The sequence below is a fragment of the Cognatiluteimonas weifangensis genome, from assembly GCF_003416885.1.
GTDB lineage: Bacteria > Pseudomonadota > Gammaproteobacteria > Xanthomonadales > Xanthomonadaceae > Cognatiluteimonas > Cognatiluteimonas weifangensis.
The window spans coordinates 306,117-320,038 of sequence record NZ_QVPD01000001.1; the positions used below are offsets into that span (position 1 = coordinate 306,117).

General features: G+C 66.3%; 8 protein-coding genes. 3 read left to right on the top strand and 5 right to left on the bottom strand.

Annotated elements, in window-relative coordinates; all coding sequences use genetic code 11:
* The first annotated feature begins 72 nt into the window (after nt 1-72).
* Both hslO and D0Y53_RS01435 read left to right on the top strand, forming a co-directional pair.
* Nucleotides 73-1,029 carry an Hsp33 family molecular chaperone HslO gene (gene hslO, locus D0Y53_RS01430; RefSeq protein WP_117201324.1) on the top strand — a complete coding sequence of 319 codons (957 nt, stop codon included), beginning with the start codon at nt 73-75 and terminating at the stop codon, nt 1,027-1,029.
* A 138-nt stretch (nt 1,030-1,167) separates the two neighbouring features.
* Nucleotides 1,168-1,989, top strand: coding sequence for an XOO1806 family protein (locus D0Y53_RS01435; RefSeq protein ID WP_386724389.1), 822 nt, complete (start codon nt 1,168-1,170; stop codon nt 1,987-1,989).
* Nucleotides 1,990-2,164: 175 nt separating this feature from the next.
* Here D0Y53_RS01435 and D0Y53_RS01440 read toward each other — a convergent pair whose 3' ends face one another.
* The 5 genes from D0Y53_RS01440 to D0Y53_RS01460 all read right to left on the bottom strand — a co-directional run bounded on the left by D0Y53_RS01440 (nt 2,165) and on the right by D0Y53_RS01460 (nt 11,249).
* A complete protein-coding gene (locus D0Y53_RS01440; RefSeq protein WP_147318971.1) occupies nt 2,165-3,751 on the bottom strand; it encodes a tetratricopeptide repeat-containing sulfotransferase family protein in 1,587 nt (528 codons plus the stop codon).
* Between the two features lie 38 nt (nt 3,752-3,789).
* The gene (locus D0Y53_RS01445; RefSeq protein ID WP_117201326.1) at nt 3,790-5,370 is read right to left on the bottom strand and encodes a tetratricopeptide repeat-containing sulfotransferase family protein; all 1,581 of its coding nucleotides are present in this window, start codon (nt 5,368-5,370) and stop codon (nt 3,790-3,792) included.
* A gap of 93 nt (nt 5,371-5,463) precedes the next feature.
* Nucleotides 5,464-8,520, bottom strand: coding sequence for a TonB-dependent receptor (locus tag D0Y53_RS01450; RefSeq protein ID WP_147318972.1), 3,057 nt, complete (start codon nt 8,518-8,520; stop codon nt 5,464-5,466).
* 282 nt (nt 8,521-8,802) lie between these two features.
* Nucleotides 8,803-10,608, bottom strand: a complete 1,806-nt coding sequence (locus tag D0Y53_RS01455; RefSeq protein ID WP_233511589.1) for a phosphoenolpyruvate carboxykinase (GTP) — start codon at nt 10,606-10,608, stop codon at nt 8,803-8,805.
* Between the two features lie 44 nt (nt 10,609-10,652).
* Nucleotides 10,653-11,249, bottom strand: a complete 597-nt coding sequence (locus D0Y53_RS01460) for a TetR/AcrR family transcriptional regulator (protein WP_117201328.1) — start codon at nt 11,247-11,249, stop codon at nt 10,653-10,655.
* 196 nt (nt 11,250-11,445) lie between these two features.
* Between D0Y53_RS01460 and D0Y53_RS01465 the strand changes: the two genes are divergently transcribed.
* Complete coding sequence (locus D0Y53_RS01465; RefSeq protein ID WP_117201329.1) at nt 11,446-13,920, top strand: acyl-CoA dehydrogenase; 2,475 nt, start codon at nt 11,446-11,448, stop codon at nt 13,918-13,920.
* Nucleotides 13,921-13,922: the final 2 nt, after the last annotated feature.

A 13,922-nucleotide genomic window follows, 5' to 3' on the forward strand; every position in this document is an offset into this window, starting at 1 on the left:
CCCATTGAATCCGCCACCTGTCCCGTCGCAGCGCGCATTATCGCCGCCGCGCGCCCCACGCACGAGCACTGCATGATCGATCCCGCAAGCACCCGTACCGCTACCGCCAGCGCCGATTCCGCCGGGGACCATGCCTCCGACCGCCTCACCCGCTTCCTGCTGCCGCAGGCCGGGGTGCGCGGCGTCCATGTCCACCTGGACGCCACCTGGGCGCAGATCCGCGCGCGCGCCACCGACTTCCACCGGGCGGCCCCGGCGGCGGTGACCGAGCTGCTGGGGGAGGCGGCCGTCGCCGCGGCGCTGTTCACCGGCCACGCCAAGGTCGAGGGCCGGCTCTCGGTGCAACTGCGCGGCGATGGTCCGCTGCGCACCCTGTTCGCCGAATGCACCGTTGCCGGCACCCTGCGCGGGATCGCCCAGGTCGCCGGCGACGCCGCGCTGCCGCGCGACCTGCGCCTGCTCGGCGCCGGCGCGGTGCTGGCGATCACGATCGAAAACCCGGCCGTCGACGGTCGCGAACCGGTCCGCTACCAGGGCCTGGTGGCCCTGGAAGCGGATTCGCTGGCCGGGGCGTTCGAGGATTACTTCCGCCAGTCCGAGCAACTGCCCACGCGGTTGCTGCTGGCGGCCGACGACCGCCGCGCCGCAGGCCTGATGTTGCAGAAACTGCCCGGCGACAGCGGCGACGAGGACGGCTGGACCCGCGCCGGCGCGCTGTTCGACACGCTCACGACCGGGGAGTTGCTGGGCTGCCCGGCCGCCACCCTGCTGCGACGGCTGTTCCATGAGGACGGCGTCGAGGTCCTGGGCGAGCGCCCGCTGCGCTTTGCCTGTTCCTGCTCCCATGAACGGGTGGTCGCGATGCTGCAGGCGCTGGGGGAAACGGAGGCCCGGGCTGCCGCGGCCGCTGGGCCGGCCGAGATCCGTTGCGAGTTCTGCGGCCAGCAATACCGGTTCAGCCTCGAGGAAGTCGCTGCCCTGTTTCCGGCGCAGGCGGTTACCGCCGCCGCACCGGAGCGGTTGCAGTAAGGGCGGATCCCCGGCCCGGCGATTGTTAAAGAAACATAAATCCGGTAGATTGGATATCCCCACCCCGGGAACTCATTCCCGGGGCCAAGGTCTCACCCGCACATGATCGTCCGGCTGCTGAAATTGCCTCTGGCGCTGCTGCTCCTGCTCTGCATGGCGGCAGGCGCTTCGGCGCAGACGCGACGCGGCGACAGTACCTGGCTGCCGGTCTGGAACAACGCCAGCGGCAAGCTGGAAGCCTATCTGGTGCTCGAACCCACCGAGGCGCCGCAGGTCGGCAGCCGCTGGCGCTTCGGCAACAACTCGCTCGATGCCACCTTCGGCCTGGAAGCCGGGGACTCGCTGGCGCTGCTGTGCGACCGCAAGAGCGGAGTCGCCGGCGCCCTCGGCAACCTGCCCAACAACTGCCTGCTGGCCGCCCTCGGCAACAGCTTCGACAAGGACCACAACGGCAGCCGCCGCGCCAGCGCGTCGGCTGCATTCAGCCGCGCCGGAGGCAAGCTCGGCCTGGCCGCCGGCAGCGGCCGCGACACCCTCCCCGGCTGGCTGGTGCCCGGTGCCCCGCGCAGCCAGGTCGACGTCAACGACCTGACCGTGTTCGCGCAGAAGAACCTGCGCAACGAAGGCTTCGTGTCGATCGCCGGCACCGTCGCCAAGGCCCGCCTGGTCCCCGCATCGCAAGTCCCGGATCTGGCCGATCGCTGGAGCAGCAAGTCGCTGACCGTGGGTGGCGGCTTCGGCGCGTTCGGCGCCAGCATCGTCGGCCACGTTGTCGACACCCCGGGGCAGCCCAAATGGAGCGGCCTCGGTCTCGGCCTGACCTGGCGCACGCCCTGGAGCGGGCAACTCACGGTCGGCGCCGACAACGTCGTGACCCGCGGCAAGAACCCGTTCTCGACTACCGGCGACGAGTCCGGCGACGGCACCGTGCCGTACGTGCGCTACGAGCAGGATCTGTAACGGGACGACTCGTCCAGCGGCGGCGCGCCCTGCCTTTTCCTCGCCGCGTCCGGCCGACGCGCCCAACGCGGCCTTGCGAGTGCCCAGGGCACCCCGCGCTTGTGACGTGGGATAACGCCCCGTCCGGTCCGGCTGATTGCTACGCCCGCGCTGCCGGCATCGCGTCGCACCACGCTCAGTCGTCGCGCAACGCCTGGATCAGCGGCTGCAGATAGGCCTCGTACGGCGCCCACTTCGGGCGCTCGCGAGCGACGATCCCCTGCCGGACCTGCACTGCGCTGGCGGTTGCCACGCCGCGCTTGCGTTCGGTGAGCGCCAGCATCTGCGGCTGGAAGTCCAGGCCACAGAATGCGCAGATCCGGCGCAAGACCGTTTCCGGATCCCGGGTCAGTTCGGCGTAATCCACATCGAGGATCCTTCCCGGCCACTGCCGGTGCCAATGCGCCATCAGCCGGCGGTACTGCTTGTAGAAATCCGCCAGTTCCAGCTGGTCGTAGGAATAGGGGTTGGCCTCGGAAAACAGCTCGCGGAGGTTGGAGAAACAGGTTTCGACCGGGTCGCGCACCATGTGCAGAATCTTGGCCTGCGGCAGCGCCCGGCAGATGAAGCCGATGTTGAGGAAATTGGACGGCAGCTTGTCGGTGAAATACGGCTCCGGGCCCAGCCGCCATTCCATCTTTTCCAGGTAGCCGCGGCCAACTGCGGAGAAGTCCACATCCCGCGCACGCTCGACGATGGTGGCATCGATCACGCCGCGGCAATGGTGGTCGGTGGCGTAACGCATCTGGCTGGTGAAGTCGTACAGTTCGCCGACGCCCTTGACCTGGTCGTGCCCATCCAGCAATTGCTCCAGCAGCGTGGTGCCGGAGCGGTGCATGCCGACGATGAACAAGGGCGTATGTATCGATCGAGCTGCCACGCTAGCGGCCGGCGCATCTCCAGCCTGCGGTGGAGACGCGGAGGCCAATAGTGCATCGACCAACCTGCGTGAATCTTCGCTTCGGTAATCCAGCATCGATCTCTTGGCGCGACACGCTCGATCCAGCGCTCGCGCCGCTTCGACGTAATCCTTAAGATCGTCCAGTTCCTTATGCAGGGCATAGCCGAGCATTGCCTCATCCGCCGCGGGGCGCCCCTGGCGCGCCAGTTGCTCGCGTATCTGCGCGACGTGATTGTCCGCAGGTGTCTGCGTGCGCAGCCGTGACAGCAACCAATACGTTTGCGCAAGTTCCGGCGCGCGGCGCAGGCTGTGCAGCAAATCCTGCTCCGCCTCTTCGAAACGCGCCATATAGGTCAATACCTGCCCGCGCGACATGAGCGTGGCGGGATAGTCCGGATCTGCACGCTTCGCCTCGTCGAGCAGAGCCAATGCACGCTCCTGCTCATTGAAGTAACTCAACTGCGCGGCGCAACCAAGCAGCAGGGGGATCGGCATGCGTTCTGGCGGCCCCAGCCGGCCGAGCAGACGATGAAAGACCTCCGCCTCATTGAAGGTGCGCAGGCGAGGCAGCAGCTGGTTCACTACCTGGGGAGAGATGGGTACATTGGCCGCGCCAGCGCGCAAGGCAGCCGCTCTCGCTGCACGGTAATGCCCTTCCAGGGAACAGATGTAGGACAGCTGCACCAAGACTGCGGGATCATCCGGCCGATAAGCCAAGATCGAATTGAAGCAGGCTTTGGCCTGTTCCCACTGCTTGCGCTCGGCATGCCTGTGCGCCCGTTGCCAAAGCGCCTCGAGTTCTCCAGCCTCAATCTGTCGCACCAATCCTGTCTCCGTGCAAAAAGTGACTGCCGGCAACGCTAGTGCAATTCCGGAATTACCCCACGCAATCGCTCACGCAGCGGCGCAAGCCGATGCTCGTAGCGCCTCCAGGCGCCGATGCCGCCTCGATGGATGGGGCTGCGCACCTGCGAACTGCTGGCCGTCGAGACCGGCGCGGCGTTACGGGTGATGTCGACGCAATCCGGCTCGATCTCCAGACCGCAGAATGCCATTACACGACCGCTGACCCCCAGAGGGTCGGCAACCAACGCCTCATACTCGACCGTCATGAACCGCCCGGGCAACATCGCACTCCAGTGCTCCACCAGACCACGAAAAAGTAGCCAATATTCGCCCAGAGTATCGAGATCGTAGCTGTAGCCATACCCTCCCCCGGGAAACAATTCCTTAAGGTTGGAGAAACAGGCGTCCATGGGATTTCGCAACAGACACAGGATCTTCGCCTGTGGCATGGCACGGGCGATAAACCCGGCATTGAAGACGTTCAACGGGTTCTTGTCGATCAGATACGCGCGATCGCCATAAAGTGGAATGGTACGCTGCATGTACAGCGCCCCCACAGACGCGAAGTCAAGTTTCATGGCGGCATGCACGGCGTCGGCCGCTGGCGGCGATACGAAGCTCCGATCCAAGGACAGCCCCATGCAAACCGAAAAGGTATTGAGCTCACCCGCACTGGCGACACGGCTGTGATTGCCCAGAATGCGCTCCAGCACAGTGGTACCAGTGCGCGGCATGCCGACAATGAAGACTGGCGTATGCCCACCACCATGCGACGGACCCGCAGCCAAGGGGGTATCGAAGGTTTTACGCAATGCCCGCACTGTGGCCTGTTCGTGGGCAGGATCGTAGTGCTGCAAGCGGCGCATGGCTGTGGCCGCCGCCATAAGCGCATCCCAGGCAGCCTCGGTTTCTCCGGCGTCGTCGAGCTCCTTGAACAGGGCGTAGCCCAGGTAAACCTGCTGCATGGTGTCGCCTGACGCGCGGCTCAGTGCCATACGCACCCGCGCAGTGCGGGCTCCGGGCGGCTCGGCCCTGGCATGGCAGGAAAGCGCCCAATGCGCCTCGGCAAACTGCGGCGCCAAGGACAGGCAATGCTCGAATGCCGCTGTGGCCTCCTTCATCCGGCCCAAATACCTGAGCAGGTTGGCGCGCACATAATGCAGCAAGTGGCTGTGAGGCACCGCCCGCAACGCGATGTCTGCCAATCGCAATCCTTGCTCATGGGCGTCGGCCAGCCACAGCTGCTGTGTCAGCACTGCTGACTGCGCCAGGATTGTCGGATTCGACCAATCCGCTGCCGCGATGGCGTGTCGCACGGCAGCCCGCTCGTCGAATCCCAATAGTTGTTGAGTCAGATAAGGCAGCGCCTTCCAGCGACAGCTGTCAACGGCAATCATCGCGCCCTGGACCGCGGCAGCGTGTGCATCCCGATAACGGCCCTGCAACAAGGCAAGCGCAGATAGCCGATACCAGGCGAACGCCTGGGTCTGGTCACCGCGCAGGATCGATTCGTAAATCGCACGCGCAGCAGACAGCTCGCCCTTGACCTCATGACCACGGGCCGCGAGCCACTGCGGCTCCAGGCTGGATTGCATCGTTAACCCGAATCCGGAGAGAGAGAGAGAAACACTTTACAAAAAAAGACGGCCGCCCGGAGGCGGCCGTCGAAATACAGCTACAGTTTGAACTTAGAAGTCGTACTGCACCATGAAGCGGACCGAACGCGGCTGCTGGAACGAAGCCGGCAGCAGGTAGGTCGGACTCGGGGAACCCGATGCCGCATCTTCCGCAGTTTCGATGACCGAGGTCACCTTCTGCGAGTTCAGGACGTTGAACACGTCGACCTTGAACTGCAGGCCTTCGGCCCAGTTGGGCTGATAGACGACATTCAAGTCCAGCTGGCTGGTCCAGGGCAGGCGGCCCTTGGTGCCGCGCGGGAAGCGCTGCACCGTGGCGTCGTCGATCGCACCGGCGCCCGTGGTGCCGCAGCGCATGAACGAGGAACCGTACGGGTGCGGGTTGTAACCAGCAGTCGGATCCCGATCCAGCACACCGAAGCAGTTCAGCGGACGACCCGACTGGACGAGCAGGTTGGCACCCACAGTCCACTGGTCAGTGATGTCGTAGCTGCCGAACAACTTGAGGCTGTGACGGCGATCATTCGGCAGGTAACCGTAGGTATCGACGGTGAGTTCGATGTAGTCGAAGTCCTGCGTGACGTTGGTGTCGTCCTGGCCGATATCCGACTTCACGCCTCCCTCGGTATTGCCCTTGGACTTGGCGTAGGTGTACGAACCCTGCATGAAGAGCTTGTCCCAGCGGCCGTCGAAGAAGAACTCGAGCGCGCTGTAGGTGCGCTTGGCCTTCGGAGACAGGCGCGCACCGGGGACCGTCACCGTGGTGAGGTTGCCATCCCCATAGAGATCGGTCTCGAAGATCGCGTCCTCACCCGGGTTGAACATCCGGCAGTACGGGAAGCCGGGATTCGGCAGGTTCGGGTACTCGCCATTGGCATCGGTCCACCAAGTGGCCGGGTCGTAGGTGAAACCATTCGCCTCAAGCACCGCGGTGTAGTCGCAGTTGTCGTCGATGGCCGCCTTCAGATCGCGGTAAATGCCGCGCACGCCCAGCGAGAAGTTGTCGTTCAGCTGCTTCTGGAAGCCCAGGATGTACTCGTCCTGGTACATCGGCTTCAGGTTCTTTGAAGCGACGGTCGACGCAATGTGCGGCTCACCGGTCTCGGCGTTGAGATAGCGGAAGTTGCCGCGCGACACCGGATCGATCGGCGAACCCGTCTCCGGGTCGACCTGCGTGAAGTTGAAATCCTCACGGCTGAACAGCGAGGCGCTGGCGCCACGCACGGCAACGCTCGGGGTCAGCGGCAGCGCATAACGGCCGGCATTACCGAAGACCTTGAAGGTCGAGTCGCCGAACACGTCCCAGCTGAAGCCCAGGCGCGGACCGAACTGGTCCTTGATGTGGACGTAGGTATCACCGTTGCCGTTGATGTTCTCGAAGGTATCCCAACGACCGCCCAGGTAGGCAATGAAGTTGTCGGTGATGTGCCAGCTGTCTTCGATGTAGTAGGCGTGCTGCTTGACCTCGACCGTCGCACCCTGGCTGAAGAACTGCTGCCGGACAATGTCCTGCTCGTCGCCGTTGTTCGGAATGCCGTCCGGATTGCGGGTCGAGTAGCGCCACTGGTAACCGCCCTCGAGCCCTTCGCCCGCCACCGACTCATAGTTGTCGACGTCGTAGCCGAAGCGCAGCAGGTGATCGCCCAGCTGCCATTCGGCGTCGAGGCGGTACTGGTCACGGGTGTCACCGGAATCGATCCGGTCCAGCGTGGTGCCGCTGATGTTGCAGGTGCTGAAGTACGGTCCCGTGATCGCCTGTCGGTAGCCGGGACGGGCATCGACCACGACCGGGCAGCCCGGCTGCGCGGGCGCGCTGATGTCGCCGTTGTAGAAAATCTTGGTGCCATCGGGGCTCAGCAGGTAGACGCTGCGCGCGAACTCGCTGTGGCCGGCAAGGGCCGACAGGGTAAAGGTATCGGTCAGGTAACCGGTGTACTTCAGGATGTAGTTGTCGCCGCCCGACTCCAAGACCCTCTGGCCGAGGTAATCGGTGCGCTCGAACGAACCCGGCTCGTTCAGGTAGGAATCGATGTAGTCGGTGCGCTTGTCCGAGAACGCGGTGAATTCGAGGATATTGTTGTCGTTGATGTTCCAGTCCATCTTCAACAACCACGTCGGGCTCTTGGTCTCGGTGCTGGTGTTGCCGGTGGCCAAGGTGCTGCCGAAGGCGTCATTCTGCATCTTGCTGTAGGAAAGCAAGCCGTAGAAGAACAGCTTGTCCTTGATCAGCGCGCCGCTTGCCCAGGCATTGGCCGTGGCCTTCCAGCCGCCATCATGCGAATTGTCGCTGCGCAGGGTGCCGAAGCTGTCGGGCGTCAGCGGGTTGGAGTAGTACGTGTTCTTCACGTCCTCCGTCAGCGACTCGGGCTCGAAGTAGACATTGCCGCCGGCATGGAACTCATTGCTGCCGCGCTTGGTGATCTGGTTGACCACGCCACCCAGCGAGCGGCCGAACTCGGCGCCGTAACCGCCGGTCTTGACCTGCTGTTCGGCGAGGCCTTCGAACGGGATCGAGCCGAACCTCAGGTTACGGAAAGTATTGGTGACGTTGAAGCCGTTGACGTAGTACTGGTTCTCGGCGACCGAGGCACCACCGAAGGAGGCCAGGTTGCCGAACGCGGCGTCGCCACGCACCGTGCCCGGCGCCAGCAGAGCGACGGAGGTGGTATCGCGTGCGACCGGGATACGGTTGATCTGCTCGGCGGTGAGAATCGTGGTCGATTCGACCGAGGAGACGTCGATCGGGTTGACGACGTTGGTACCGACGACCGTCACCGTACCCAGCGTGGTCGCATCGCCACCGAAATTGACGGTGGAAGCAGTACCGACCTGGACCGCGACGTTACGCGGAGTGCCCGAACCATCGGTGATGGTGTACTGGCCGGTCGGCAGCGCCGGGAAGCGGTAGTTGCCGTCGGCGCCGACCGTGATGCTGCGGGTGAAGCCGGTGGCCGGATTGGCGATGGTGATGGTGTCGCCCGGATTCGCGCTGCCGACGATGGCGCCGGACACGTTCGACTGCGCATTGACGCCGCCGACGAAGCACAGACCCAGAGCCACGGTCAGTGCGCTTCGCTTCAGGCCTTTTGCGAGTTGCTTAGAAGCCATTTTTGTTAACCCCCATAGGGACGAAGGACCTTGAGATGTACATGTACGTCAAAGCCGAAGGTGGCATGACCGGCCGACTATAGAACAGGCAACAATTCTTTAACAACCCCCCGGGGCCGCAGTCGGGGTTGAAACGGCCATGCCCGGCCCCAGCCCCGGGCGCGGGCCTGGATTTCTGTCGTATCTCCTTGTTTCAAAAGAGGACGCCGGCAATCCTGTTCAGATCGCCGGCGCCGGTTTTGGTGCGTCGCAACATGTGAAGCCGTTAAGAGCGCGTGAGGCTCACTCCTGCAGCTGCGCCGCGATGCGCTGTTGTTCGGCCCGGAGCGCCTCCGGGATGCGCGGGCCGTACTCGGCCAGGTATTCGGCCAGGCTGCCGAATTCGCGGCACCAGCCTTCGCGGTCGAAGCCGAACAATGCCTCCTGCGCCTCCGGCGTGAGCGCCACGCCCTCCAGGTCGATCTCCCCGGGCCGGGGCAGCGCCCCGATCGGGGTCTCGACCGCGCCGGCCGTGCCCTGCACCCGCCGGATCATCCATTCCAGTACCCGCAGGTTGTCGCCGAAGCCCGGCCACAGGAACTTGCCGTCGGCGCCCTTGCGGAACCAGTTGACGTGGAACACTTTCGGCAGCTGTGCGCCCGGCTGGTCGAACGACAGCCAGTGGGCGAAATAGTCGGCGAAGTTGTAGCCGCAGAACGGCTTCATCGCCATCGGGTCGCGGCGCAGCACCCCGACCTGGCCGGTGGCGGCGGCGGTGGTCTCCGAGCCCATCGCCGCGCCGACCAGCACGCCGTGGGTCCAGTCGCGGGCCTCGAACACCAGCGGCACCAGCGTGGCGCGGCGGCCGCCGAAGACGATCGCGCTGATCGGCACGCCCTGCGGGGCCTCGGCCTGGTCCGAGTAGCTGGGGCAGCGCCGGGCCGACACGGTGAAGCGCGAATTGGGGTGCGCGGCCGGACGCACCGCCGGATCGTAGGGCTGCCCGCGCCAGTCGACGACCGGCTGCTGGCCGTTGTCGATGCCCTCCCACCACGGCTGGTTGTCCGCAGTCACGCCGACGTTGGTGAAGATGGTGTGCGACTGGATCGTGGCCAGAGCATTGGGGTTGGACTTGCGCGAGGTGCCCGGGGCGACGCCGAAGAAGCCGGCCTCCGGGTTGATCGCGTACAGGCGGCCGTCCGCGCCCGGGCGCATCCAGCAGATGTCGTCGCCGATGGTCCAGATCTTCCAGCCGGCCTCGCGGTAGCCCTCCGGCGGGATCAGCATCGCCAGGTTGGTCTTGCCGCAGGCCGAGGGGAACGCGGCGGCGATGTAGTGGGTTTCGCCCCGCGGGGTCTCGAGCCCGAGGATCAGCATGTGCTCGGCCAGCCAGCCCTCCCGGCGCGCCTGGTAGGAGGCGATCCGCAGCGCATGGCATTTCTTGCCCAGCAGCGCGTTGCCGCCGTAGCCGGAGCCGTAGGACTTGATCGTCAGCTCCTCCGGGAAATGCATGATGAAGCGGCGCTCGGGGTCGAGCTCGCCGATCGAGTGCAGGCCCTTCACGAACCTGCCCTCGCGCTCGATCCGCGCCAGCGCCGGCGCGCCCATGCGGGTCATGATCCGCATGTTCGCCACGACGTACGGCGAATCGGTGATCTCGACGCCGCAACGCGACAGCGGCGAGTCGATCGGGCCCATGCAGTACGGGATCACGTACATCGTCCGGCCCCGCATGCAGCCGTCGAACAGCGCGTCGATCTTCGCGTGCGCCTCGGCCGGGGCCAGCCAGTGGTTGTTGGGGCCGGCGTCCTCGCGCTGCGGCGTGCACACCAGGGTCAGGTGCTCGACCCGGGCGACGTCGTCCGGGTGCGAGCGGTGCAGCCAGCTGTGCGGATGGGTCTGCTCGTTGAGCCGGACCAGGGTGCCGTCGGCTTCCATCCGCGCGACCAGCGCCGCGTTCTCGGCGTCGCTGCCGTCGCACCAGTGGATCGCGTCGGGCCGGGTCAGCGCGGCGACTTCGGCCACCCAGTCGGTCAGGGCCTGCAGCGTGCTGCCGGCGCCCGCCGGCGCGGGCGGGGTTGCGGGCAGGTCTTTGGAAAGTGCGCTCACCGGTGTTGCCTCCAGCAGGTCGAGTCGAAAGGGAAAAACGGAATTCAGGACGGGATCAGCGTGGCCATCACGTGCTCGACGTAGGCCTCGAACTCGTCGTGCTGCAGCCGCGGCTGGTGCAGTTGCAGGCTCAACTGCAGGAAGCCGACATAGGCGGCGTAGGTCAGGCGCGCGCGATGCCTGGCCGCGTTGCGGTTGAGGCCGGCCTGGCGGAACGAGGCGGTCAGGTAGTCCAGCCGGCGCGCCGACACGCGCTCGATCACCGGCTTGACTGCCGGATGGTCCAGCGCCTTGAGCAGCTCGCTGTAAATGATGTGCGAGCGCGCCTCGTGCGCGACCAGGTCGAACAGCGCGCGCAGGCGCTGGCCCGAATCCGGGATCGCCTCGAGCTGGCCGAACACGTCTTCCTGCTCGACTTTTTCCCAGCGCTCCAGCGCCGCCACCAGCAGCGCCTCGCGCGAGGGGAAATGCCAGTAGAAGCTGCCCTTGGTGACCCCGAGCCGGCGCGCCAGCGGCTCGACCGCCACCGCCAGCACGCCCTGGTCGGCAATCAGGTCGAGCGCAGCCTGCGCCCAGTCCTCGGCGCTGAGCCGCCCGCTGCGTGCTGGCCTGGAGGCAGCCGGGGTCGGGGTCGTCGTCATCGGGCGGGTCGGTCCATACGGCATGTCGGGCAATAGTACGCGCTGGGCGCATGATGGACAGGCAAACGCCGCGTGACGGCCCCGCGGGAGGGTCGATTGACAGCGTCTTCGAATGCTATCCATACTTCGGCGTATGGTATAGCCCGGACGCAGCCCCTGGCCGCGGGCCGGTCCGACTTCTCCTGTGGAGCGCACGATGAGCATCGCCCTTCCCTTTGTCGTCTTCCTGCTCGCCGGGGCCGTGGCCGCCTACCACCGCCTGCGCCTGGCGGTCTGGGCCGCGATCGCCGGCTCGCTGCTGCTGGCCTGCTGGCTGCTGGGCGCCAACCCGGCCGCGACCCTGGTGGCTGCGGGGTTGCTATTGCTGATCGCGCTGCCACTGCTGCTGCCGGGCATCCGCAAGCCCTACCTCACCGCGCCGCTGCTGCGCTTCTACACCCGGATCCTGCCGCCGCTGTCGGAAACCGAACGCACCGCACTCGAGTCCGGCACGGTCGGCTTCGAGGGCCAGCTGTTCTCCGGCAAGCCGGACTGGCGGCAACTGCTGTCGCAGCCCAAGCCGGAGCTCAGCGCCGAGGAGCAGGCCTTCCTCGACGGCCCCTGCGAGCAACTGTGCCGGATGGTCGACGACTGGGACATCACCCACGTCCGCGCCGACCTGCCGCCGGAGCTGTGGCAGTACATCAAGGCCAACAAGTTCTTCGGCCTCAACATCCCGAAGGAATACGGCGGCCTCGGCTTCTCGGCGCTGATGAACCACAAGGTGATCCAGAAGCTGGCCTCGATCTCGGCGACCGTCAGCTCCACCGTCGGCGTGCCCAATTCGCTGGGCCCGGCGGAACTGCTGATGCACTACGGCACCGACGAACAGAAGCGGTACTACCTGCCGCGCCTGGCCGACGGCACCGAGGTGCCGTGCTTCGCCCTGACCGGGCCGTTCGCCGGCTCCGACGCCACCTCGATCCCCGACTACGGCATCGTCGCCATGGGCGAGTGGGGCGGCGCGCAGGTGCTGGGCATCCGGCTCACCCTGAACAAGCGCTACATCACCCTGGCGCCGGTGGCGACGTTGATCGGCGTGGCTTTCCGCATGTACGACCCCGACGGCCTGCTCGGCGACAACAAGGACATCGGCATCTCGCTGGCGCTGGTGCCGCGCGACACCCCGGGGCTGCGGATCGGCCGCCGCCACTTCCCGCTCAACAACCCGTTCCAGAACGGCCCGGTCCAGGGCGAGGACGTGTTCGTGCCGCTGTCGCAACTGATCGGCGGCGAGGACTACGCCGGCCGCGGCTGGCAGATGCTGATGGAATGCCTGTCGATCGGGCGCTCGATCACGCTGCCGTCCACCGCCAGCGGCGGCGCCAAGGCGGGCGCCTGTGTCACCGGCGCCTATGCCCGCATCCGCAAGCAGTTCGGGCTCTCGATCGGGCGCTTCGAAGGCGTGGAAGAAGCCCTCGCCCGCATCGCCGGCAAGGCCTACGCGATCAGCGCGCTGTCGCAGGCCACCGCCGCGGCGGTGGCGCGCGGCGAGAACCCGGCGGTACCCTCGACCATCGCCAAGTACCACTGCACGCAGATGGCGCGCGAGGTGGCCACCGACGTCATGGACATCCACGGCGGCAAGGGCATCATCCTGGGCCCGCGCAACTACGCCGGCCGCAACTGGCAGGCGCTGCCGATCATGATCACGGTCGAGGGCGCCAACATCATGACCCGCTCGCTGATGATCTTCGGCCAGGGCGCGATCCTGTGCCATCCGTGGGTGATGAAGGAGATGAAGGCGGCGCAGCTGCAGGACCCGGTGCAGCGCCTGGACGAATTCGACCGCAACCTGTTCGGCCACATCGGCTACGCCATCTCCAACGCCGTGCGCGCGTTCTGGTACGGCCTGACCTGGTCGAAGTTCGGCGCCGCGCCGGGCGACGCCTACACCCGCCGCTTCTACCGCAAGCTCGACCGCTATTCCGCCGCGCTGGCGGTGATGGCCGACACCTCGATGCTGCTGCTGGGCGGCAAGCTCAAGTTCAAGGAATCCCTGTCCGGGCGCCTGGGCGACGTACTCAGCCAGCTCTACATCTGCAGCGCGATGCTCAAGCGCTACCAGGACGAGGGCTGCCCGGAAGGCGACCAGCCGTTGCTGGCGTGGGCGTTCCACGATGCGATCAACAAGATCGAGAGCGCGCTCTCGGGCGCGTTGCGCAACTTCCCGATCCGCCCGGTGCGCTGGCTGCTGTGGGCGCTGGTGTTCCCCTGGGGCCGCCGCGCCACGCCGCCCAGCGACCGCCTCGGCCACCGCGCCGCCGCCCTGATGATGACCCCGTGCGACGCGCGCACGCGGATGGCGCAGGGCGTGTTCCTCACCCCGTGCGCCAACAATCCGGGCGGGCGTATCGACAGCTACCTGCCGAAGGTGGTGCTGGCCGAACCGGTGGAGCGCAAGTTCCTCAAGGCGCTGAAGAACAGCGACATCGAGGCGCTGGAATTCCCGGCGCAGCTCGACGAGGGCGTGCGCGAAGGCTGGATCAGCGCCGAGGAACGCCGGCAACTGGAAGAGCTGCGGGCGATGACCCTGGACGCGATCACGGTCGACGACTTCGAGTCCGAAGAATTGCGCTCGGCCGGCTACGCGACGCTGTACGGGCGTACCGCCGCGCGCACGGCCGCGTAGGG